Here is a 24,222-nt window from a genome sequence, read left to right as displayed (position 1 = left end):
GCCGTAACCCAAAGGCTACGGCTTTAAAGATAGGGCGGTGTTTAGTGGCTAGGTTTTAGATATTCATCTAAGTTTTTGCCTTCAACTTTTTTATTGTCATTATCAATAAAATCATCGATTGAACAACCGAACTCTTCCACATCATTGCACATGAGAGTCGCCATGGATTTAGCAATCTCATGTTCACCAATAATGATATGGTCTGCTCCACGCTCTTTGATAAAGCTGACTTCATCATCATAATGGGCACGAACAATCACAGTGACATCTGGGTTCATTTCTTTTGCGGTTGCGACAATTTCACCGGCTTCATAACCATTAGGGATTGTTAAAAGCAATGTTTTGGCACATTCAATACGCGCAAGGCTAATGATATCTTTATTTGCACCATTGCCTAAAATTGCACTAAAGCCATTTTCAGCAAGTTCTTCAAACCGAGCGCGGGTATCTTCAACAACAACAACCGGAATTTCCCTTCTACGCAGTTTGTCTGCAAGCATACCACCTACTCGACCATAACCGACGATGATTGCGTGGCCGCAGATATCGACAGGAACTTGGGTTTCTTCTTCCAGAGTCTCTTCCAGCAGTTGTTCTTCGATTGTCTCGGTTTTCTCAAGGTACTTATCTAATAAGCTAAATAACACAGGATTTAGCATAATCGAGACAATTGCGCCTGCTAATACTAAGTTTTGTGCATCTTTATCCATGACGCCTAGGGTTAAACCCATACCGGCTAAGATAAAGGCAAACTCACCAATTTGTGCAAGACTAACAGAAATGGTTAATGCAGTTCGTCGTGAATGACCAAACATCCTAACAAGTACTAAGGCGGCTGCGGATTTACCAATAATGATAATGGCGAGAACGGCTAAAATCCCTAGCGGTTGCTCAATTAATACCACTGGGTCGAACAGCATCCCAACTGAGACAAAGAACAGGACGGCAAAGGCATCGCGTAATGGCAGCGTGTCTTGTGCAGCACGGTGGCTGAGCTCAGACTCATTTAATACCATCCCTGCGAAGAACGCACCGAGGGCAAATGAGGCATCGAAAATAGCCACAGCGGCATAGGCAATACCCAATGCAAGTGCTAGTACGGCAAGAGTAAACAGTTCACGAGAACCTGTTGATGCGGTACGTGATAAAATCCATGGGATAACTTTACGCCCCACGACAATCATAATAAATATGAATAGAACAACTTTACCTATTGTCCATGCAAGGCCTAACGTGAGTTCACTGAAGCTAGCGTCATCGGTGTTCATGATAGCCGCAGCAGCAGGCAGAAGAACAAGTGTTAAGACCATGGCGAGGTCTTCAACAATCAGCCAGCCTATAGCAATTTGCCCACGCTGACTTTCAATCAGTTGGCGTTCTTCTAAAGCACGTAGTAATACGACGGTACTGGCGGTTGATAAACACAGGCCGAATACAACACCTGTAAATATTCCCCAGCCAAATAACATGGACAGGCCAAGACCCAGTAAGGTTGCCACTGCGATTTGTGCAATGGCTCCAGGAATGGCGATAGCTTTAACAGCAAGTAAATCTTTTAATGAAAAATGTAGGCCTACCCCAAACATCAGTAAGATAACACCGATTTCAGCAAGTTCAGGCGCCAATGCTGCATCAGCAACAAAGCCGGGGGTAAATGGGCCTGCGAGAACACCGGCCGCAAGATAGCCAACTAAAGGGGAAATTTTTAATCGCTGCGCGATCATACCTAACAAATATGCAAGGGCGAGACCACCAACAATGGTTGTGATTAAGGGCGTTGAATGCTCCATTTAGTCTCCTCTGGTGAATATAAAAATAGAAAGGTGGGTACATGCCGTTGACTTTTAAAATGAGGCCTTCATTTTAAAATGCAAATTGCATGTTTTTATATTCTAACTTTTTTTGAGATAAATTTCCTTAAAAAAATGAAATGTTTTTAAAAAAAAGACAGGTTAAAGGAGCTAAATCGTTACAAGCTGTGTGTTTGTGAGATTTTTATCTGAAATTAATCTGAATTATGGAAGGAAAGACCCATACTTATTTTTAGGTAAGCATGGGTAAAATAAGAAAATAAATCTATTTTTTGCCAATATTTGGCAGCAATACTGTAAAAATCCCAAGTAAGGGTAAGAAAGCACAATAATGATAAACTTGTTCAATACTGGTCTGGTCTGCGATATGGCCTAAAACGGCAGCGCCAACGCCCCCCATGCCGAATGCTAACCCAAAGAACAACCCTGATACCATGCCGGTTTTACCAGGGATCAGCTCTTGTGCGTAGACTAAAATAGCCGAAAATGCAGAGGCTAAAATCATACCAATAATTACGGTAAGCACCCCAGTCCAATAAAGAGATGCATAGGGTAAAATTAAGGTAAATGGCGCAACTCCAAGGATTGAGAACCAAATAACGTATTTACGTCCTATTTTGTCACCTATTGGCCCACCAATCATAGTACCTGCGGCAACGGCAAATAAGAAAACAAACAAATGAATCTGAGCATTTTGTACAGAAACACCGAACTTATCGATCAAATAAAAGGTGTAATAGCTACTGATACTTGCCAAATAGAAATATTTTGAAAAAATCAGAATTAACAGTACTGCCAAAGAGCCAATAATTGTTTTTCGTGGTAGGACTTTAACATTCCCTGCACTGATCGGCTTTTTACTTGCTGCGCGGTGTTGTTGTTTGTACCAGCTACTGACTTGCAACAAGATAACAATTGCAAGCAGAGCAGCGAGCGAGAACCAGCCAATATTGCCTTTTCCGTAGGGTTCAATAATTAGTGCTGCAAGTAGTGGCCCAAGGGAGGCGCCCAAGTTGCCTCCGACTTGGAAAAATGATTGTGCCAGACCATGACGACCCCCTGAAGCCATACGAGCAACACGAGAAGATTCAGGATGGAAGACAGAAGAACCCGTTCCAACCAATGCTGCTGCAAGTAATATGGTCGGGAAGGTTTCTGCCATCGCTAACAAGATTAACCCCGTTAGCGTGAAGCTCATTCCTATTGGCAAGGAATAAGGTTGTGGATGTTTGTCCGTATAGTAGCCAATAATCGGTTGCAACAGTGATGCGGTAATCTGATAAGTAAGGGTAATCATCCCGATTTGGGCAAAACTCAATGAGAAATCAGATTGTAATAAAGGATAAATGGCTAAGATCAGTGACTGGATCATGTCATTGAGTAAATGAGAAACACTGATCGCAGTTAGGATACTAAAGACCGTTTTCCCTGTTTTATTTAATGGCTTTGACGGGCTTGGGTTGTTGGGGGTTGTGGTTTGCTCACTCATGTCATTATCAACTTTTTGTGTTACATAATTGTTATTAATATAACTGAAATACAATTTATTTAAATGAATAAATAAATCACGTGAATAACTAGTGCTCGTTAATTATTTGATGGCGATCTCATTTTTATGAAACGAATTTCTTATTCTGCAATAGGTATCAAATCCTGCTCATATTTTTATGCTATAAGACAGCAGGTAGTGACAAACTATAATCTAATATGACTGTATAAAAATTCCTATACCAGCAGGGAGAAATGTATGAAGTTTGCATTTAAGGCATGCGCATTAACGGTATCGTTAGCGTTAATACCCGCAACTATGGCAAATGCGTGGGAAAAAGACAAAACATACAATATTACCATTTTGCATACCAATGACCATCATGGCCACTTTTGGCACAACGACCACGGTGAATATGGTTTAGCAGCGCAAAAAACGGTAGTTGATGAAATTCGTGACGAAGTTGCTAAGCAAGGTGGCAGTGTTTTACTGCTCTCTGGTGGCGATATTAATACCGGTGTACCAGAGTCTGATTTACAAGATGCAGAACCTGATTTTAAAGGAATGAACTTAGTCGGTTACGATGCAATGGCATTAGGAAACCACGAGTTTGATAACCCACTTGAAACGCTGCGTCAGCAAGAAAAATGGGCAACTTTTCCGTTTTTATCCGCCAATATTTATCAAACCAGTACAGGTAAACGCCTTTTCAAACCTTACCAAATCTTTGATAAACAAGGTGTAAAAATTGCGGTTATGGGTTTAACCACTGATGACACCGTGCGTATTGGTAACCCTGCCAACTTCCCTGATGTCGAATTCCGTGTGCCTGCGGACGAAGCCAAAAAAGTGGTTGAAGAGCTCCGTGCGACAGAAAAACCAGACATTATCATCGCCGCAACCCATATGGGGCATTATGATGATGGCAACCATGGTTCGAATGCCTCAGGCGATGTAGAAATGGCACGCAGTTTACCTGCTGGTTATTTAGATATGATAGTGGGTGGTCACTCACAAGACCCTGTTTGTATGTCTCAAGAAAAGAAAAACTACAAACAGGAAGACTATGTACCCGGTACACCGTGTGCGCCAGATAACCAAAATGGAACTTGGATTGTGCAAGCCCATGAATGGGGTAAATATGTTGGCCGTGCGGATTTTGAATTTAAAAACGGTAAGTTTACCCTGAAGCACTACCAGTTAATCCCAATTAACTTGAAGAAAAAAGTCACAAAAGAAGATGGGACTAGCGAGCGAGTTTACTATACGCAAGAAATTGCTCATAACCCTGACATGATGAAATTACTGACACCTTATCAAGAAAAAGGTGACAAGCAATTGAGTGTTAAAGTGGGCTCTGTTGAAGGTAAACTTGAAGGTGATCGCAGTAAAGTGCGTTTTGTGCAAACCAATATGGGGCATCTTCTGTTAGCTGCACAAAAAGAACGCGCAGGGGCTGATTTCGCGATTATGAGCGGTGGCGGTGTTCGTGATTCCATTGAAAGTGGCGATATCACTTATAAAGATGTGCTTAAGGTTCAACCGTTTGCCAATGAGTTAGTTTATGTGGACTTCAAAGGTGATGAGGTTATCCCATACCTGACTGCGGTTGCGAATATGAAACCAGATGCAGGCGCGTATGGTCAGTTCTACAATGTGAATTTAACCCTGAATAAAGATGGCACGATTAGTGATGTCAAAATTGATGGGAAGCCTGTTGACCCGGCCAAAACGTATCGTATGGCAACGTTGAATTTTAATGCAATTGGTGGGGACGGTTACCCGAAAATTGACAACCACCCTAATTACGTTAATACCGGCTTTGTCGATGCGGAAGTGCTCAAAGGGTATATTGAAAAACACTCCCCGCTGAAAGCGGCAGACTATGAGCCAAAAGGTGAAATTATTTATAATAATAAATAATTAAATCATTATTACCTTGAAAGCCTCACTTTATTTCACAGTGGGGCTTTTTAGTTTAATACTATCCAATAATCCTCAATGCCATCAAAGTGTAATGCTATTTTCGTATTTCAGCGAAGGTTGCATTCAGCACTTTGGCGAGATCGGTAGGAGCAAGTTCAATATCTAGCCCACGTTTCCCACCTGAAACAAACATAGTGGCATATTGCTGAGCTTGGTCGTCAATTACTGTTGGTAAGCGTTTTTTTTGACCTAATGGGCTAATTCCCCCAAGCAAATATCCCGTTGTTTTTTGAGCGATTTGTGGGTCCGCCATTTCAACTTTTTTGACCTTAAACACTTTGGCAACCTGTTTTAAATCTAATTGCCCTGAAACAGGTGTTACGGCCACGGCTAACGTTTTTTGATCGCCATTGAGTGCGACTAACAAGGTTTTAAACACTTGCTTGGCATCTAACCCAAGTTTTTGTACTGCCTCATCACCAAAGTTACTTTCATTTGGGTCGTGGTCATAAGGATGTAAAGTGAAGGAAATTTTTTGTTTTTCGAGTAATTTAACGGCTGGGGTCATTTTGAGCCTTCTATTTATGACTTAGTTTCGCAAATATTCTACCAGACTATTTTCACCAAACAGGTGTAACGCACCAACGGCAACCACATAGTTACCATCAGGAAGTGACCTAAGTTGTTCGCTCCAATTCGCGTTTCGTTGCTTCATCAATACTTGGTAAATATCTTCGCTAAAGGTATTGGGTAAAGCGGTACGATTATTGGGTTGGTAGTCTAGCCACCAGCCTATCATCGTTTGTAGCGAGCGTGCGTTTTCACGCCAGTGTTTCAATGAGTCTTGTAATAACGCTAACCCATTATTAGGCAAAGAAAGCAGCAATTCAACTTGAGAGGCGGTTCCTTCTAGTTCAATAATTGGTTTGAGTTGTGATTGCGCATTACGGATAAGTTGGTAGTCAATACCGTAGTGGCCTCTAAGCCCGAGTTCTTGGGCTTGGGTTGCTTGCAAAATCAGGGCGATTTGCCATGAGGGTAAGGCATCAAAGCGTTCGGGGGATTGGCGGAGCTCTAAGCAATATTGTTGAAAAAGGTGATATTCATCAAGAGTGAGTCGTTGTTCGACAGGGAGAAGTTCGGTGGTATCGCTAGGAAATGGGGAGTGAGTTTCAGTGATATCCGCCTCAACGATCAAGGCATCTGCGAGATTAAGTTTATCTAATAATGTGGCAGACAAAGGAAACATATTTTCTGTTCCCATATGGATGCTACCCACAACGTGCAATTTAAGATTTTTTGATAGCCGAATATCAATGGCAGGGTAAGGGTAAGCCGGAGCGGTTTGCGTATGAAGCCAATTTTTTAAATTTTCGAACAGTTTACCCACGATTTCGTCCCTGTGTTATCTCTCATTTTATTAGGTTAAACAATCTAGCCGCAATTTGCGAATACTCATCGCGAATTGCGCATTTTTTAGCAGGTTGATGACATCGTGGAGGTGAAAAAATGCCCCTGTTAAAGGGGCATGGTAGGGTTAATTATTTTTACTGATACCTTTAAATACACTGAGTAACGTGAACAAACTAAAGGAACTAAACACCATTTCGATACCAATTAGGGTTGTCAGTAAGGTAATTGATGTAATTGGGCCATTACCAATAAGTAAATAGGCAATAAAGAAATCTAACAGCCCAATGATGATTTGTAACCAGCCACCCGCTGAGCTAATTTGTTGGAAGCCGACATACAGCCGAATGACCCCACCCACGATAAATAAAGCCGCCACTAAAATAGCCAAAGCTACCAAACTTTGTAACGGGTCTTTAATAAACGAGTAGCCGACAATGATATAGATAAGGCCAATAACAAAACCAAATAACCGAGACCAACCGGTATAGATCACGGTACTTAGAATGCTTACAATCGCGCCAACGCCCCCAATAATCAGGAGCACCCCAAGTACGGTACTAACGGCAATGCCTGAAATCATTGGGTTGATAATGCAAAAAATTCCACCAGCCAACAGTAAAATGGATAAGATCACCAAAAAGGTACGTTGCTTTTTAAACTCTTCGCCTGCAAGTTTGGCGAGTTTTTCACGATCAATATTAAGCATTTTGTACTCCAAATATTAAGTAACTAACTATTTATAAGTATAGGCTTAGCTTGATATTAATGACATAAAAAATAATGCGATTTTTACTTAGTAAGAAAATGAAGTATTGTGGTGACAAGGTTTCGATATGAACAGCATTCATCATTAAAAAGGGAGGAACTCATGTTCCTCCCTTTTTGGGTATTATTTCTCAGGTTTAAAGCGTAATAAGCGGTTTGCGTTACTGACCACGGTAATGGATGATAAAGCCATTGCTGCGCCTGCAACGACAGGGTTAAGTAAAGTCCCGGTAATTGGGTATAAAATACCCGCGGCAATTGGGATACCTAAGGTATTGTAAACAAAGGCCCCAAATAAGTTTTGCTTCATATTACGCAGTGTTCCTTTCGAAATAGACACTGCATCGGCTACACCATGTAAGCTTTGGCGCATCAGGGTAATCGATGCCGTTTCAATAGCGATATCACTGCCGCCGCCCATCGCAATACCTACATCAGCTCGGGCTAGAGCAGGGGCATCATTGATACCATCACCCACCATCGCAACTTTGTGGCCTTTAGCTTGTAAGGCTTCAATCGCGGCGGATTTACCGTCTGGCATGACGCCTGCTATTACCTCATCAATACCCGCTTCTTTGGCTATCGCATTGGCAGTTACTGGGTTATCCCCGGTTAACATGACTAATCGGAAACCTTGTTTATGTAACCGCGCCAGTGCGCTTATGCTATCTTCACGCAATGGGTCACGGATAGATAACAGCGCGGCAACTTTACCATCAACAGCCAGTAAAACAGGCGTTACGCCTTGAGTGGCTTGCTGGTGTAATGTTTCTTCAACGTCACGGGTATCAACATTATTTTGCGCTAACAGTTTTTGGTTACCTAACAAAATAGTTTGGCCGTTAATTATTGCACTAATACCTAACCCAGCTAAGGTTCTAAACTGCTCATTAGCGGGTAGTGTTAAGCCTTTTGCGCGATTTAAAACAGCGCGGGCAAGTGGGTGATTAGAGCCATTTTCCAATGAAGCGGCAAATTGTAAGGCGGTGTCTTGTTCGAACCCATTAAACACGTGGATATCCGTAACTTGAGGCATGCCTTCAGTCAATGTGCCTGTTTTATCAAAGACAATGGTATCTAACTCACTGGCTTGCTGTAATGCATCCGCATCCCGTACTAACACGCCAAACTCAGCCGCTCGGCCCACGCCAGAAATAATCGACATTGGTGTTGCAAGGCCAAGCGCACAAGGGCACGCAATAATTAACACGGTTGTGGTGATAACGAGTGCGTAAGTAATCTGTGGTGCAGGCCCAACAAAGTACCAAATTGCACCTGAAATTAAGGCGATAGCTACTACAATCGGCACAAAGACGGCAGAAATACGGTCAGCAAGCTGGCCAATTTGTGGTTTACTACTTTGTGCTTGGCGAACAAGGTGAATAATTCGAGCTAAAGTCGTTTGGCTACCGACAGCCGCGGCACGAAATAGCACGGTACCATCCTGTACCACAGTACCTGCATGGACTTGATCCCCTTTGCTTTTTTGCTGTGGGATTGGCTCACCCGTTAGCATGGCTTCGTCTAACCAAACCTCGCCTTCGATAATTTCACCATCAACAGGGACACGGTCACCAGTTGCTAAGCGTAAAACCATCCCTTTTTTGACTTGCTCCAGTGGCATATCCACTTCGCCTTGCTCTGTGACAACACGGGCAGTTGGCGGTGTTAGGTCTAGCAAGCGTTCAAGGGCTTTTGATGAACGTTGGCGAGCTCGCTGTTCTAGGGCATGACCAAGGTTAATAAGACCGATGATCATAGCACTGGCTTCATAATAAAGGTGGCGAGCTTGGTCTGGGAATAACTCAGGCCAAATATTCACCACAATCGAATAAAGCCAAGCCGCTCCTGTTCCTAACGCAACTAAGGTATCCATAGTGGCGCTGCCATTTTTCAGGCTTTGCCATGCATTACGATAAAAGTGCCCCCCTGCAAATACCATTACCGCAAGGGTTAATGCACCAATGGTGAGCCAAATGGTATGGTTTTGCTCAGTCAGCACCATGTTATCGCCCATCATCCCCCATACCATCACTGGGATACCAAGGGCAAGAGCTAATGCCGATTGCCAGCGGAAGCGGCGCATATTGGCTTGCGCGACTTCTTGTTGGCGCTCACGGCGTTTGGTTTCATCTTGAATGATCTCCGCGCCATAGCCTGCTTTGACAACCGCGTCGATTAAATCATTTGGTTCAGCAGTTCCGGTGACTAAAGCACTGCGCTCTGCTAAGTTGACACGTGCATTTTCAACGCCCGGTACGCTATTTAAGGCTTTCTGGACTTTGTTGACACAACTGGCACAGGTCATGCCATCGAGCAGTAACTGTATGCTGTCATCCATTGGGCTAATTTCAGGCTGTTCACCTAAATCAGACTCTTGTGCCGGGATCTCACAGATTGCCGCTGAATCAGCTTCCGGCTGTTCAGTTGTGGTACTCAGCGGCTCAGTTTTTGGGTGAGATTCATTCTCAGTGGCTTGGTAGCCAGCGGCTTGAACCGCAGCAATTAAGGCATCTACGGAGGCCGTACCACGAACAACAGCGGTTTGGGTATCGACAGTTGCGCTTTCAACACCATCAACCGCTTCTAGCGCTTGTTGTGTTTTAGCGGCACATTTCATGCAAGTTAGACCCGAAAGGGCTAAAGTGATCGCTTTTGTTTGAGCCAGTTCTGCATTGTAGCCAGCTTGTTGAACGGCAGCGATTAACGTTTGCGCATCCGCAGTGCCATATACCTTGGCGCTAGTCGTATCGACAACAGCAGTGGCGACACCGTCAACCTCTTCGAGTGCTTTTTGTGTTTTACCCGCACATTTCATACAATTGAGGCCAGAAAGTTGTAATTCGATATCTGGGGCTGTAGCCACTTCAGCTTCATAACCTGCGTCAACGATGGTTTTAATTAAATCAGCCACATTGGCATCACTTTCCATCACGGCATAATCGATAGTGACTTTTAAGTTAGTGACATCACCGCGCCCTTCGAGCGCTTTAGTGACTGAGCCGACACAGTGCATGCAGCTTAGCCCCTGTAATTTTAAAATAATCATGTTACTCATTTTGCAGCCTCCAAAACCCGTTTGATGTATTGGGTCTATAACTTTATCTACAATTAGGTCTATAATTCGACAATGAACAAAGGTTACACCTTCCAGCAAGGTTAAGGTCAAGAGGAATTATGAATATTAGTGAAATTGCCAAAAAAACGGGCCTAACTGCAAAAGCTATTCGTTTTTATGAAGACAAAGGGCTAATTACACCGCCTGAAAGAGGGGAAAATAGCTACCGTTATTATCAGGAGCGTCATTTAAACGAACTCGTATTGCTCAAACAGGCAAAAGATGTGGGTTTTACCTTGGATGAATGTGGCGAACTGTTAGGTTTATTTCGTAATCCAACCAGACATAGTGCGGATGTAAAAACGACAACGATAGCGAAGATAAATGAAATAGAGCAGACAATCGTTAAATTGTCTGCTATTCGAGATACATTACAAGAGCTCGTGGACGTATGCCCTGGGGATGATGGTGCGGATTGCCCAATTATTGACCACTTGGCACGTGGGTGCTGTCATCATGCGAAGGCTTAACCTGCAAGGTGATGCCGTCTACTGCGATGACCACCACTTCTGTATTGGCACTTAATGGCGTGTCGCTATAGACACGCCAACTGCCATCCGCAAGGCGTACACGGCTAAAACCTTCTTCAGTATCTGACAACAAACGGCTTTTAACACCGATGAGTTGATGGCTAATTTGGTTGACGTTATCTGCCTTATTTTTTTGCTTATTCCTCAACCAGTTGCGCCATAACACAGCAGAGACAACGGTAAAAATGGCAAATAAAATCCCTTGCCACTCCCAACCGATAAATGGCAGTGCCCAAGCGATAACCCCAACAAGCACCGCAGCAATACCCGACCATAAAAGATAGCCTGCGGTACCAAGAAGTTCACCAATCAGCAATAGCCCACCAAGGCACAGCCAAAACCATGCGGGTTGAGCACTGATAAGCTCTATCATTCTTTTACCTGCTTTTTCATGGCACTGGTTTTCTTGCTTTCGCCGATTAGCTCAGTAATCCCACCAATTGCGCCCATTAAATTACTGGCTTCTAATGGCATCATGATGACTTTGCTGTTTTCGGCAGAACCAATACTGGTCAGTGCATCGGTGTATTTTTGCGCCACAAAGTAATTAATAGCCTGCATATCACCAGCGGCGATAGCTTCAGATACCATTCGTGTCGCTTTTGCTTCCGCTTCCGCGGCTCTTTCACGCGCTTCGGCTTGTAAAAATGCCGACTGGCGTTCCCCTTCGGCTTTGAGAATTTGTGACTGTTTTTCACCTTCAGCTTTTAAAATTGCCGCTTGGCGGATCCCCTCGGCCTCAAGAATATCGGCACGTTTAGTACGTTCAGCCTTCATCTGCGCATTCATCGCACTAATCAATTCTTTTGGTGGCTTCACGTCACGAATTTCGATACGGGTAATTTTGACACCCCAAGGGTTGGTTGCTTCATCCACCACGTGCAACAAGCGGCTATTAATGGAATCACGTTGTGACAACATTTCGTCTAGTTCCATGGAACCTAATACGGTACGAATATTTGTCATGGTTAAATTCAATACCGAAAGCTCAAGGTTGCTAACCTCATAGGCTGCACGTACTGGGTCAACGACTTGGATAAAGCAGACAGCATCAATAGTGACGTTGGCATTATCGCGAGAAATAACTTCTTGAGATGGGATATCAAGGACTTGTTCCATCATATTGATGCGACGGCCAATTTTGTCCATAAATGGGACAATAATATGTAAGCCGGGTTGCAACGTACGGGTATAGCGACCGAAGCGCTCAACGGTCCATTGAAAGCCTTGCGGTACTGTTTTAACACAGGTAAAAACAATAACGACAGCGACAAAAATGATAATCGGTATTGCACCAAAGGCGAACAAGTCCATATTTAACCCTTAATTAGTAAAGTAATGAATATACTTGGCGACGGTATTTACTGGCAATTGCATCACCGGTTCCCATTGCCGACATAATATCCATCATGGTTTTTCTTACTGCACCGTCACCCGCACCCAAGTCGGTACGTAAAAAGCCGAATAACATTTCCAACGCTTCTTCGTTGCGGTTCACCTCATGCAGTTTTAGGGCTAATTGAACCGCTAACGTTGTATTTTGTGGATCTTGATTGAATTCATCTTGTAATTGCTGAATTTCAGGGGTGTCCGCAGCTTGCTTCAATAATTCAATTTGTGCGATTAAACCTTGGTAACGACTGTCTTTATCCTGTAATGGGACAGCTTCTAAAGTAGCTTGTGCGTCATCAACGAGATTTAAACCGATTTGTGTTTCTGCCAATAATAACGTGATGTCGCTATTTTTGGGGTTCAACTGATGGGCTTCTTTTAACAATGGCAGCGCTTCTTGTGTTTTACCTTCTGCAATTAATTCAGCAGCTTGTGCTGCTTTCATTTCTTCTGGGCTTGGCAGCACACGAGATAAAATTTCCAACACCACCTCTTCTGGTTGTGGTCCTTCAAAGCCATCAACAGGGCGGCCATTTTGTAATACATACACAGTAGGGATCGCTTTTAAGCCAAACTGGCTTGCGATCATTTGTTCTTCATCACAATTAACTTTAGCTAAAATAAATGACCCTGCGTAGTCGTTGGCAATTTTTTCCAACATGGTCCCGAAATCTTGGCAATGAGGGCTACGCGGTGACCAAAAGTAAAACATGACAGGTAAGTTCATTGATTGTTCAATGACTTGGTGTAGGTTGGTTTCGTTAATATCAATTATCTGAGCGTTAGCAAACATAAGAAGTCTCTTTTGAATTTGTTATCAATAGAATTTGTGAGCAATAATAATAAAATGGGGCTGATTTTGCTTTTTTCAAGCTTTTTTCCCCTGATTTGCCAGTATTTTATCCATTATTTTGTCAGGTAAAATACGTTTTAAGATACGCACTGCGACGGTTAATAACGTGACAGAATAGCGTACTTTTGGGCGCGAGCTTTCTAACGCATGGATCAGTTTTTCTACCACATGTTCTGGTGTTAAGGTGAAACGTGAAGCAATACCTGGGTTTTTAACGGGTTTATCTTTTTGTGTTTGTTCAACATTTTGAGTAAAAGCCGTATGAATCGGGCCCGGTTCAATCAAACTCACTTTCACCCCTGTTCCTGCCAATTCTAAGCGTAGTGCATCGGACCAGGCTTCCAATGCGTATTTGCTGGCAGCATAAGCGCCACGTCCGGGAGTTGAAATAACCCCCATCACTGAACTAGTTTGGATAATTCGCCCTTCATGGTGCGCTAGCATTGCAGGTAATAGCAAAAACGTTAACTGGTGAACACCAAAAAAGTTAGTGGAAAACTGGGCTTCAAGTTGTTCGCGGCTGACGCTATTTAATGGGCCATACACCCCAAAACCAGCGTTGTTGAATAATCCGAAAAGGCGGTGATTACAGAGTGTTAACACCGTTTGAGCCGCGGTTTCTATGCTATCCTTATTATCGAGGTCAAGGGAGACAGTGTCATAACCTAGCTCTTTTAGGCGTAAAATATCGCTTTCTTTACGGCAGGCAACAATAACATGGTAGCCACGCTGCCGAAGTGTCTGTGCAGCACAAAAGCCAATACCGCTTGATGCTCCTGTGACCAGGACTGATTTTTTGTTTCGTGCCGATGTTTGCATAACTTTACCTTGGTTTCATGCAACTGAATCTATTTCGGGTATAAAAGAGCGTTTTAGTACCCTTGTTTAACGTCTGTTTTATTTGCTAGACGGTAAAATATGTTCGAAAAGCTGTTTTTCCATAAAATCAGCAATGGATGGCTGGGCTTCAACGGTAGGGTGAATACCATCTTGTTGTATCCATTCAGGCTTAGTTATCACGGTTTCCATATAAAACGGCAGTAATGGGATTTGATTACTTTGCGCCAATTTCGGATAGACTTTTTCGAAACTTGTCGTATAACGTTTTCCATAGTTAGGTGGAATGCGAATTTGCATTAAGAGCGGTTTCGCACCGGATAGCACGATTTGATCGATAATTTGCTGTAAATTAGCTTCGAGTTGTTCAACTGGGAGACCTTGTAAGCCATCATTTGCACCTAATTCGATCAATACCCAGTTAGGTTTGTTTTGTTCGAGTAAAACGGAAAGGCGTTCTAACCCCTGTGCAGAGGTATTCCCACTAATACTACCGTTAACAATAGCAACGGGTGGGGAAAGTTTCTGCCAACGTTCGGCAAGCAAGGAGGCCCAAGCCTGCTCAGCCGGTAAACGGTAGCCTGCACTTAGGCTATCACCTAAGATTAATAGCTTAGTTGACGCAAGTGCGTGCCCACTTGCAGTCAGTAACAGGAGAAATACCAATATATGTCGGCGAATAATATTCTTGAAGTTCATCATCTCATTAAACGTGTTGGTCAAGGTGAACATGAACTGACTATATTGCAAGGTGTTGAGCTAATTGTCGAGTCCGGGCAAACAATTGCTTTAATTGGGGAGTCAGGTTCGGGGAAATCAACCTTGCTAGGGATTATTGCGGGGTTGGATGACGGTTCCAGTGGAACGGTTAATTTATTAGGTCAAGACCTCACTAAAATGGACGAAGAGCAGCGGGCACGCTTACGGGCACAAAGTGTCGGTTTTGTGTTCCAATCCTTTATGTTGATCCCAACCTTAAATGCCATTGAAAATGTACAACTTCCTTCTTTGTTACGTGGCGAATCTGAGTCTGAAAGTTATCAACACGCGGCGAGTTTACTGACGGATTTAGGCTTAAAAGATCGCCTAAAACATATGCCACCACAGTTGTCAGGGGGGGAGCAACAGCGTGTTGCACTTGCTCGTGCCTTTAATGGCCGCCCACAGATTTTATTTGCTGATGAACCAACGGGAAATCTCGATCGCCACACAGGGGATAAAATTGCAGATTTACTGTTTGATATGAATAAACAGCACGGGACGACCCTTATTTTAGTGACTCACGATAACGAGCTGGCTGCGCGCTGCCAACGCCGTTTGCGCTTGGTCGATGGGCAGTTGAGGGAAGAAGCATGATTTGGCGTTGGTTTTGGCGTGAATGGAAAACCCCCTCGTTACTGATTGTTTGGCTTGCACTCACCCTTGCTGTTGCTTGTGTACTGGCTTTAGGGCGAATTAGCGATCGCATTGAAAATAGCATGAGTTACCAAAGCCGTGAGCTATTAGCGGGTGACTTAGTTTTACGATCTTCTCATCCAAGCGACCCAGCATGGTTACAAGAGGCCCAAAAAGAGGGTTTAACGTTAAGCCAACAAATATCATTTTCTACTATGGCTTATGCGACGGAAGATGAAGACGCTCGGCCACAACTGGTGTTAGTGAAAGCAGCGGATAAGGCATATCCATTATATGGTGAGCTTATCACTGAACCTGCTGGGTTAACCCCGACAAAAGGGGAGATACTAGTCGCACCACGGTTATTAGAATTATTGAACCTCAATGTAGGGGATAACATTGATATCGGAGATGCGACGCTAAAAGTTTCGGGTAAACTAATTCAAGAGCCTGACAGCGGTTTTAACCCGTTCCAGATTGCTCCAAGAGTATTGATAGCAATTGAAGATGCACCATTAACGGGAGCAATTCAATTAGGTAGCCGGTTAACTTATCGCGACATGTTTGCCGGCGATCGCCAGCTTATTGATGCATTTCAACAAAAATATGAGCAAGATCTGCGAAATGATCAACGTTGGTATACATTAAGCGAAGATAACGGCGCAGTAGGGAAAACGTTTCAACGTGCTCAACAATTTTTATTGTTGTCAGTTTTATTAACCCTGCTGCTAGCCATTGCTGCGGTCGTGGTTTCAATGACGCATTATTGCCGCAGCCGTCATCAACTAATCGCAGTATTAAAAACTCTAGGCGCAGGGCGTAGCGCATTACGTCAGTGGATTATTGGGCAGTGGTTAGTGATTTTAACCGCTGCGGCTTTACTCGGCTCATTATTAGGTTTGGCTTTTGAAGGCATTTTAATGCAAATCTTAGGGGCTATGTTGCCGAAGGAATTGCCGCCTGCGAGTTTGATGCCTTGGGTTTGGGCGATTGGTACATTATTTATTATTGCGATTATTGTTGGCAGCCGTCCCTATTACCAGCTGATGGCAACTCAGCCTTCTAGAGTATTACGTGAAGATGCCAAATCACCCGTTTGGCCGCTATATTACTATCTGCCGATTGTTATTTTAATTGTGGTTGGCGGCTTATTTGTGTTTGCTGGCGTTAACCCTCTGCTGTGGTCAATTTTGGCGGGTATTGTCGTGGTTGCCGTTCTACTTGCGCTGATTGGTTGGGTAGGCTTATGGGGGCTACGCCATATTAAGTTCCGTCAATTAAGCTTGCGTTTATCTGTTAGCCGTCTATTGCGCCAGCCGTTGCAAACCATCACACAAATGAGTGCTTTTTCGTTGTCATTTATGTTATTGGCGCTGCTGATTTTAGTGCGTGGTGATTTGCTTGACCGTTGGCAGCAGCAATTACCCGCAGATAGCCCGAATTATTTCTTGATTAATATGAACCAGTCACAGCTTGAGCCTGTTACCAAGCTATTAGCTGAGTTTGACGTGAAACCCACAGAGTTCAACCCTGTGGTGTTAGCGCGTTTAACCGATATTAATGACCAGTCAGCGATTGAGTGGGCGGATCAACGTGATCCAAATAATAATACGGTACGACGTGAATTGAGCTTAACTTGGCAATCTGATTTAGCGCCAGCCAATGTGGTTGATGAAGGGACATGGCCACCGAAAGCGGGAGAAGTCTCAATTGAACAAACGGTCGTTAAAGAACTCGGGTTGAAATTAGGCGATAAACTTACATTTAGCGCAGGGGCTCAGGTCTTTAGTGCAACAGTCAGTAGTATTCGTACGGTTGATTGGGAAAGCCTGCGACCGAACTTCTATTTTATTTTCTCTGAAGAAAGTCTGTCTCAAATGCCGGCTACTTGGCTGAGCAGCTTCCACTATGAAGGTGATGGGCAGCTATTAACGCAACTTAGCCGCCATTATCCAACCATTAATGTGCTCGATACTGGTGCAATTATCACCCAAATTCAGCAAATTCTTCAGCAAGTGAGCCAAGCCTTAGAAGTGATGGTGGTATTGGTTATTTTCTGTGGCTTGTTACTGCTGTTGGCACAAATTCAAGTGGGAATGAGCCAGCGAGAGCGGGAGCTTGTGGTATACCGAACGTTAGGCGCCAGCAAAAAGTTAATGCGTAGAACATTATGGAGCGAATTTGCATTACTTGGCTTAATGGCAGGGCTTGCGGCGGCATTTGGGGCAGAAATTGCATTATGGTTGTTGCAAAGTAAAGTGTTTGACTTCCCTTGGCAGCCAGAATGGCGTATGTGGGTATTATTGCCTTTGTGCGCGGCAATTCTATTGTCTATTTGTGGTAGTTGGTTAGGACTGCGTTTATTAGGGACGGGGAGTCAGCACCGTCGTTTACCTAATAGTTAAATGCTCGTCATACTTCGAGTTGCATGGTCATTGACTGCGCTTAGATAGGTTGATCTACATGCAACTCGAGTTATTTAGAATATGGTGGTATTAGGGAAATACCTTAATACCACTATTTATTGAATATTCTAAAAACAACCTGTTTTTCAGTAAAATAACTGTCTCCAATCCTTCATAAAAGCTTCATTCATCGACGTTATGATTCCGCCATCAATTATTGATAGCCTTAAAATGGAAACATAACAATGCAGAATAACCATTCGATTAAACGTAAACTGGGCTCGTTATCTTTATTGGCTGGTTTAATTTCATTTAGCATCACCGGGTTTGCACAACAAGAAGTGCCAGCAACGTTAGCGGGTCACTCCATTCTTCCTGTTAATTCAACGGTTTCTTCCCCCGAAGGTGCACCTTCAGACATGCAAGTGAGCGGTAAATTTACCACTGGCGTTCGTGTTGATAGTTTGGGGAAAGTGGAAGGTAAATCCGCAGATCGCCCAACAGGAATGTACATTCCAATCAAAGGCCAGCCACGTCAAGGGCACTCGGGTATTAAACGTATGGCGGATGGCACTTACTGGGTTTTAACTGATAATGGATTCGGCAACAAAGCCAATTCTCCTGATTCGATGTTGTATGTCACTCAATATGATATTGATTTTCAATCAGGTAATACAACGCCATTAAAAACGGTTTTCTTCCATGACCCCGATAAAATTATCCCTTTTCATATTACGAATGAGAGCACAAAAGAACGCTATTTAACAGGCAGTGATTTTGACCCTGAAAGTTTTCAATTTGCGGGTGGTGCTCTATGGGTTGGCGATGAGTTTGGCCCTTACCTAATCAAAATGGATTTGGATGGCAAAGTATTAGCTTTATTTGAGACACAAGTAGATGGAAAGAAAGTCGTTTCTCCTGATCACTACCAAATCACAACACCGGGTAAACCCGCAGATAAAGTGAATTTCCAAGTCAACCGTTCAAAAGGTTTTGAAGGTATGGCGTCATCGCCAGACGGTTCTAAGCTCTACCCAATGCTAGAAGGGGCGATTTGGCTTGATGACAAACAAGATTATGAACATGTTGATGGCAAACGCGCAGCACGTATTCTTGAGTTTGATGTGAAAAAACAAAATTGGACAGGCAGAAGCTGGTTGTATGTCTTTGAAGACAATCAGAATGCCATTGGTGACTTTAACTTAATTGATGATACCCACGGCCTAATCATTGAGCGTGATAATGGTGAAGGTACAGCAGATAAAGCCTGCACGGCGGGAAGCAGTAATACTGAAAATTGCTTTAGTAATTTAGCTAAATTCAAGCGTGTTTATCGTATTGAATTTTCAGATAACAATATAGGTAAACCAGTAGATAAGCAGGCTTATATTGATTTAATGAATATCAAAGACCCGAACAATATGGCAAGAAAACCGCTTAATGACGGAGTGTTTACTTTCCCATTCTTCACTATTGAAAACGTGGATGTGGTTGATAGTGAACACATTATTGTTGGTAATGATAATAATTATCCGTTTTCATCTAGCCGTGAGCCAAATAAAGCGGATGATAATGAGTTTATCTTATTAAACGTCCCTGAGTTGTTAAAACCGTAATTGATTTTGCGCCACCATTTAATTTTTTCGGTGGCGCAAATAAGCAGTATGTTTTGATCCAATATCTGGTCTTAAGCTTGTTTTCCCTTTGGTTTTAATTTTCCCGAGCTAATCACTCGGGATTTTTTATTTGTGATTGAGAGCAGGGGGCTTCATCATCAAAGTAAGGAATAAAATAACCACAACGGGAGCCGCGATAACCAAAAAAGCAGGGGTGAAACTTCCTGTGAAATCTTTTATTGCACCCGCAATAAAAGGCGCTAAGCAGGCAACCGTTGAAATTAAATTTACGACAGAGAATAGTTCTAAGTATGGGCCTCGGCCGAAATAATTTGACAGTAAAACACTGGATGCCAAAAAGGTCATGCCGTAGCCAATACCAACGCATAACACAAATAAAATAAGCCAAAGCCATGAGGTGGCAATACTGAGGAAAATGACACCTAATACCATGATAATTAGGCTACCGATTAATAGTTTCTTCGGTTCTAACCATTCGCCTGCGGCTCCACCAATAAACCTTGAGAATGCATTCACAAATGCCATTGTGCTTAATAATGAAACCGCCACTGTCATGCCAAAGCCGCGCTCTTCAATATGGGCGACAGCAAAACTGTTAACGGTGATACCACACCATAAAAACGAGGTATAAGTCGCAGCAATCAAGTAGAACTGCCATGTACGTAGTGCTCTGCCGACTGTCCATACTTCTGCAGTGCGATAAATAGGTTTACTTGCGTCACTAACTTGTTTTTGCATTACCTTTTTTGCGTGCTCTTGCTCTTTTTTACCTTCTCGCAGCATAAAAATCGTGATTAACGTGACAATGCTAAGATAAACGGCACATAGAACCCAATGCATACGCCATGAGCCTAATTGGTTTGAGGCGTAAAAGTAAATCCAAGGGCCTGCAACACCCCCCAATCCCCCGATGGTGAAATATAACCCAAAGGCAAGGGATTGTTTTTCAAATAGCCGCGAAAGTACATAAGTCCCCGGAACCGTGGCGAGTAAGGTGAAACCAATACCAATCAATGCAGTACCTAAAAAATAGGTGCTGATGGCTTGTGTGGAATAAAGGCTATAAAAGCCAGCAACAAAGACACTGGTGCCTAGCAATAAAGTGGCTCGTACACCCACTTTGCGGATTAACAGAGACGGGAGAAAACTCGCCAGCCCGCAAGTTAAACCCAGTAGCGTAAAACCAAAACCAGCCTCACTCCAGCTCCATTTGAGCTCACTAATCATCTCAGGTAAAACCACGCCAAGAGAGGTAAAGGTTGTCGCGGTGGCTAAAAAATAAACCAGCCCTAACAGAATAAGAATGCACCACTGATAAAACGGACTAAAAGTCTGCGAGGACATATTGACTCCAGTAATGCCGCACACCTTAAATCAGGATATTTGTTTTCTGGATGACGGCGAAAATAGCATAATGCCCGAAAATAGTTTCGGGCATCGAATCGGGCTATTTTCCCTATTTATTGATGAGAGTACCAGTCTAATTTTGCATTTGCCCACTCAATGCCACTTTTGTACTCATTTGGCAGAAGTGGGATCAAAGCCGCCAGTGTGGCAGATAATTGGTGGCAGTCACGATGGGAAAGGTTTAAATGACCCACTTTTCGGGCAGGGCGTACCTCTTTTTCATACCAGTGAAGGTGAACGAGGGGTAAGCTCAGCCAGTCTATATTTACATCAGTGCCGATTAAATTGACCATCACGGCAGGGCTATATACCTCTGGAGATGGCATTGGCAGGTTTAAAATAGCACGTAGATGTAACTCAAACTGGCTAATGGATGCGCCATTTTGTGTCCAATGGCCGCTATTATGTACTCGAGGCGCAATTTCGTTAATCAGCAAGTTATTGCCCACGACAAAGCATTCCATTGCCATCACACCGATATAACCAAGTTCATCCATCACTGCGCTGAGCATAGCTTGAGCTTGTTCTTGTTGCGGATTAGTTGACTTAGGGAAGGCCACACTGGTACGCAAAATGCCTTCTTGGTGTAAATTATGGGTGATCGGGTAAAAAACGGATTCCCCCGCTGCATTTCGTGCACCAATGACAGACACTTCCGCGTCAAAAGGGATACCTTGTTCAACGATGCATTCACCATAAATTTCAGCAGGCAGGTTTTTTTCATCACCAGGGCGAACACGCCATTGACCTCGCCCGTCATAGCCACCAGTTCTACGTTTTACAATGAGAAACTCACCGAGTGTGGCAAACAGCTCAGGCCATTGTTCAGGGGATTCTAATAATGCCCAAGGTGCAGTAGAAAGTTGTAAACTATCAAATAAGCTTTTTTGTGGAAACCTATCGGCTAAACGTGGAAAAATATCACGGTTAATAAAGGCATTATGGCGAGCTAATTCTTTTGTTAGCGGGGTTTCTGGCCAACGTTCAATTTCAGCGGTGATGACGCTTTGCTGATAAGGAACCGCTTCAGGTTCTGCATCAAGCCCTACAGGAAAAACAGCAATGCCTAAAGGCTCACCCGCTTGACGAAGCATGCGGCCGAGTTGGCCATTACCAAGCACACAAACGGGTTTCATTATGCTTCCCTCGGGTCTGGGTTGTTCAGCACATCATTGGTTTGGGCTTCTCGCCACGCTGAGAGGCGGTTGAAAATAGCAGTATCACTTATTGCTAATACTTGAGCGGCTAAAAGTGCTGCATTTGCGGCACCTGCTTTGCCGATGGCTAGTGTGCCTACAGGGATACCTTTAGGCATTTGCACGATAGAATATAGGCTGTCAACACCACTTAATGCAGCGCTTTGTACAGGAACACCAAAAACAGGGACTAATGTTTTAGCGGCGATCATTCCTGGTAAGTGAGCAGCGCCACCAGCACCTGCAATAATCACATCAAACCCATTTTTTTTCGCATTTTCAGCAAAGGAAAATAATTTATCCGGGGTGCGATGTGCAGAGACGATTTCGACGTGAAAAGGGATTTGGAGTTCTGTTAATACATCAGCTGCGTGCTGCATTGTCGTCCAATCACTTTTCGAACCCATAACAATGGCGATTTTTGCCGCAGATTGAGCAGGAACTTGGGCAGTCATTTGGTGCTTTCCTGTATTGAAAAAAACATCACCCTGAGGTGGGAAATTGAATTGTCTCGATCATATCATGGTAAAGCAGCAAGGAAAACGTTTGCGTGATTAATAAGTGAGCAAACAGTTGTGGCGATATATTAAAAATGGTTCGTTAGGCAAAATTACTCGAAAGGAAAGAAAATCAGTTCAATACCTTGCTCGTTTATTACAAAGGCGGAACCTTCATAGTGCCAAGCACCTAATACACCCCGATAATGCAACTTGCCTCCAATATTTACTTCATGAATAGCAGGGCGGTGAGTATGACCATGGATCATCCATTGCGCTTGGTGCCTTTGTAATGCATCAATAACGGCTTGTGAATTGACGTCCATAATCGACTCGGCTTTCATGCTGCTTGCATACTGGCTATTTTGGCGCATTTTTTGCGCGATACGGCGACGCACAAAAAGAGGGAGTAACAAAAACAGCCGTTGAACCCAAGGGGTATGAACTTTTTTACGGTAATTTTGATAGGCAGCATCGTCAATACATAATGTATCACCATGCAGAATTAAAATGCGCTTGCCGTAAAGTTCGAGCAATGTTTCCTGCGGGAGTATGGTCATGCCACACTGTTTCGCATAGCGTTGACCGATTAAAAAATCCCGATTTCCATGAATGAAATAGCAGGGAATTCCACGGTCAGTGAGTTGTTTGAGTTCGTTGGCAACTTGTTGATGTAGCGGATTGTTATCATCATCGCCCACCCAATAATTAAAAAAATCACCGAGAATATATAGGCTTTCGGCATGGATGGCTTGCTGTTGAATAAAATTAATAAAACCGGCGGTGATCGCCGGTTCATCTTCACTCAAATGCAAATCTGCAATGATGTAAGTGGACATGCGTTCAGGTTTACTCGCTGACAGTCACTTTTTCAATGATGACGTCTTCGCGTGGAACGTCTTGGTGGAACCCGCTGCGGCCAGTTGAAACACCTTTGATTTTGTCAACAACATCCATGCCTTCAACGACTTCAGCAAATACACAGTAGCCCCAGCCATCTGGACGCTCTGAACGGAAGTTCAAGAAGTCGTTGTCAACAACGTTGATAAAGAATTGTGCTGTTGCTGAATGAGGGTCGTTAGTACGAGCCATTGCCAAAGTACCACGGGTATTTTTTAAACCGTTGTTTGCTTCGTTTTTAATAGGCGCTTTAGTGTTTTTTTGTTCCATTCCTGGCTCAAAACCACCGCCTTGGATCATGAAACCATTAATAACACGATGGAAAATGGTATTATTGTAAAAACCTTCACGGCAGTAAGTTAAAAAGTTTTCGACTGTAACGGGTGCTTTATCGTCAAACGTTTTGATAACAATGTCACCGTGATTGGTATGAAATGTAACCATAATAGCTATCCTGAATAATTGTTTTTTGTGCGCTAACTTGCGAAAGCGTTAAGATCAGCACGTTTATATCACAGATAAAACCTGACTTGAAGCGGAAGGAAGCTTAGTCGGCCGTTTATAGCATAATAGATGTGTATTAAACCTAATCAATAAACTGAAAAGGAAGCGGGTAAACCCTTGCATTCTTAAGGTGATCGGGGTTCAATA

General features: G+C 43.3%; 21 protein-coding genes. 5 read left to right on the top strand and 16 right to left on the bottom strand.

Translation table 11 applies throughout. The features are described 5' to 3' along the window. Positions 1 to 41: 41 nt before the first annotated feature. Both ybaL and SJ312_RS08780 read right to left on the bottom strand, forming a co-directional pair. On the bottom strand, positions 42 to 1,790 hold the full coding sequence (gene ybaL, locus SJ312_RS08785) for a YbaL family putative K(+) efflux transporter (protein WP_094960970.1): 1,749 nt from the start codon (positions 1,788 to 1,790) through the stop codon (positions 42 to 44). Positions 1,791 to 2,076: 286 nt separating this feature from the next. Further along, positions 2,077 to 3,300 (bottom strand): MFS transporter, encoded by a 1,224-nt coding sequence (locus SJ312_RS08780; protein WP_004260347.1) that lies wholly within the window; start codon positions 3,298 to 3,300, stop codon positions 2,077 to 2,079. A gap of 258 nt (positions 3,301 to 3,558) precedes the next feature. On the opposite strand from SJ312_RS08780, the gene ushA reads away from it, so the two are divergent. After that, positions 3,559 to 5,223, top strand: coding sequence for a bifunctional UDP-sugar hydrolase/5'-nucleotidase UshA (ushA, locus tag SJ312_RS08775; RefSeq protein ID WP_319867456.1), 1,665 nt, complete (start codon positions 3,559 to 3,561; stop codon positions 5,221 to 5,223). A 97-nt stretch (positions 5,224 to 5,320) separates the two neighbouring features. Here ushA and ybaK read toward each other — a convergent pair whose 3' ends face one another. The 4 genes from ybaK to copA form a co-directional block, all read right to left on the bottom strand. Beyond that, on the bottom strand, positions 5,321 to 5,794 hold the full coding sequence (ybaK, locus tag SJ312_RS08770) for a Cys-tRNA(Pro)/Cys-tRNA(Cys) deacylase YbaK (protein ID WP_004260336.1): 474 nt from the start codon (positions 5,792 to 5,794) through the stop codon (positions 5,321 to 5,323). 21 nt (positions 5,795 to 5,815) lie between these two features. Then, complete coding sequence (locus tag SJ312_RS08765) at positions 5,816 to 6,616, bottom strand: TraB/GumN family protein (protein ID WP_110592243.1); 801 nt, start codon at positions 6,614 to 6,616, stop codon at positions 5,816 to 5,818. 147 nt (positions 6,617 to 6,763) lie between these two features. After that, positions 6,764 to 7,345, bottom strand: a complete 582-nt coding sequence (locus SJ312_RS08760; protein WP_004260329.1) for an HdeD family acid-resistance protein — start codon at positions 7,343 to 7,345, stop codon at positions 6,764 to 6,766. 183 nt (positions 7,346 to 7,528) lie between these two features. Continuing rightward, entirely contained in the window at positions 7,529 to 10,462 is a 2,934-nt protein-coding gene (gene copA, locus SJ312_RS08755; protein WP_153673150.1) for a copper-exporting P-type ATPase CopA, read from the bottom strand. Positions 10,463 to 10,581: 119 nt separating this feature from the next. On the opposite strand from copA, the gene cueR reads away from it, so the two are divergent. Then, entirely contained in the window at positions 10,582 to 10,992 is a 411-nt protein-coding gene (gene cueR / locus SJ312_RS08750) for a Cu(I)-responsive transcriptional regulator (RefSeq protein ID WP_094960975.1), read from the top strand. Here the strand turns inward: cueR and SJ312_RS08745 are convergent. From SJ312_RS08745 to tesA, 5 genes are all read right to left on the bottom strand, one after another. Continuing rightward, positions 10,946 to 11,425 (bottom strand): NfeD family protein, encoded by a 480-nt coding sequence (locus tag SJ312_RS08745; protein ID WP_094960976.1) that lies wholly within the window; start codon positions 11,423 to 11,425, stop codon positions 10,946 to 10,948. The genes cueR and SJ312_RS08745 overlap by 47 nt on opposite strands. After that, positions 11,422 to 12,366 (bottom strand): SPFH domain-containing protein, encoded by a 945-nt coding sequence (locus SJ312_RS08740; protein WP_094960977.1) that lies wholly within the window; start codon positions 12,364 to 12,366, stop codon positions 11,422 to 11,424. Before SJ312_RS08740 ends, SJ312_RS08745 begins: the two co-directional genes overlap by 4 nt. 13 nt (positions 12,367 to 12,379) lie before the next feature. Further along, entirely contained in the window at positions 12,380 to 13,237 is an 858-nt protein-coding gene (locus SJ312_RS08735) for a co-chaperone YbbN (protein ID WP_094960978.1), read from the bottom strand. Between the two features lie 75 nt (positions 13,238 to 13,312). After that, positions 13,313 to 14,116, bottom strand: a complete 804-nt coding sequence (locus SJ312_RS08730; RefSeq protein ID WP_004260306.1) for an SDR family oxidoreductase — start codon at positions 14,114 to 14,116, stop codon at positions 13,313 to 13,315. Positions 14,117 to 14,194: 78 nt separating this feature from the next. Then, the gene (gene tesA / locus SJ312_RS08725; RefSeq protein ID WP_319867451.1) at positions 14,195 to 14,836 is read right to left on the bottom strand and encodes a multifunctional acyl-CoA thioesterase I/protease I/lysophospholipase L1; all 642 of its coding nucleotides are present in this window, start codon (positions 14,834 to 14,836) and stop codon (positions 14,195 to 14,197) included. On the opposite strand from tesA, the gene ybbA reads away from it, so the two are divergent. The 3 genes from ybbA (at position 14,804) to SJ312_RS08710 (ending at position 19,550) form a co-directional block, all read left to right on the top strand. Continuing rightward, the gene (gene ybbA, locus SJ312_RS08720) at positions 14,804 to 15,490 is read left to right on the top strand and encodes a putative ABC transporter ATP-binding protein YbbA (protein ID WP_004260298.1); all 687 of its coding nucleotides are present in this window, start codon (positions 14,804 to 14,806) and stop codon (positions 15,488 to 15,490) included. The genes tesA and ybbA overlap by 33 nt on opposite strands. Then, positions 15,487 to 17,934, top strand: a complete 2,448-nt coding sequence (gene ybbP, locus SJ312_RS08715) for a putative ABC transporter permease subunit YbbP (RefSeq protein ID WP_319867449.1) — start codon at positions 15,487 to 15,489, stop codon at positions 17,932 to 17,934. Before ybbA ends, ybbP begins: the two co-directional genes overlap by 4 nt. Before the next feature lie 245 nt (positions 17,935 to 18,179). Then, on the top strand, positions 18,180 to 19,550 hold the full coding sequence (locus tag SJ312_RS08710) for an esterase-like activity of phytase family protein (RefSeq protein WP_004260278.1): 1,371 nt from the start codon (positions 18,180 to 18,182) through the stop codon (positions 19,548 to 19,550). A gap of 126 nt (positions 19,551 to 19,676) precedes the next feature. Here SJ312_RS08710 and SJ312_RS08705 read toward each other — a convergent pair whose 3' ends face one another. The 5 genes from SJ312_RS08705 to ppiB all read right to left on the bottom strand — a co-directional run bounded on the left by SJ312_RS08705 (position 19,677) and on the right by ppiB (position 24,015). Then, the gene (locus tag SJ312_RS08705) at positions 19,677 to 20,915 is read right to left on the bottom strand and encodes a CynX/NimT family MFS transporter (RefSeq protein ID WP_094960983.1); all 1,239 of its coding nucleotides are present in this window, start codon (positions 20,913 to 20,915) and stop codon (positions 19,677 to 19,679) included. Between the two features lie 116 nt (positions 20,916 to 21,031). Beyond that, the gene (purK, locus tag SJ312_RS08700; protein WP_112307357.1) at positions 21,032 to 22,114 is read right to left on the bottom strand and encodes a 5-(carboxyamino)imidazole ribonucleotide synthase; all 1,083 of its coding nucleotides are present in this window, start codon (positions 22,112 to 22,114) and stop codon (positions 21,032 to 21,034) included. Continuing rightward, a complete protein-coding gene (gene purE / locus SJ312_RS08695) occupies positions 22,114 to 22,629 on the bottom strand; it encodes a 5-(carboxyamino)imidazole ribonucleotide mutase (RefSeq protein WP_094960984.1) in 516 nt (171 codons plus the stop codon). Before purE ends, purK begins: the two co-directional genes overlap by 1 nt. Positions 22,630 to 22,784: 155 nt before the next feature. Then, the gene (gene lpxH, locus SJ312_RS08690) at positions 22,785 to 23,510 is read right to left on the bottom strand and encodes a UDP-2,3-diacylglucosamine diphosphatase (RefSeq protein ID WP_004260263.1); all 726 of its coding nucleotides are present in this window, start codon (positions 23,508 to 23,510) and stop codon (positions 22,785 to 22,787) included. 10 nt (positions 23,511 to 23,520) lie between these two features. Beyond that, positions 23,521 to 24,015 carry a peptidylprolyl isomerase B gene (gene ppiB / locus SJ312_RS08685; RefSeq protein ID WP_004260260.1) on the bottom strand — a complete coding sequence of 165 codons (495 nt, stop codon included), beginning with the start codon at positions 24,013 to 24,015 and terminating at the stop codon, positions 23,521 to 23,523. Positions 24,016 to 24,222 lie beyond the last annotated feature (207 nt).

The sequence above is a fragment of the Providencia sp. CIM-Carb-044 genome, assembly GCF_033901115.1.
Lineage (GTDB): Bacteria > Pseudomonadota > Gammaproteobacteria > Enterobacterales > Enterobacteriaceae > Providencia > Providencia hangzhouensis.
This window is presented reverse-complemented; position numbering and strand designations above follow the sequence as displayed.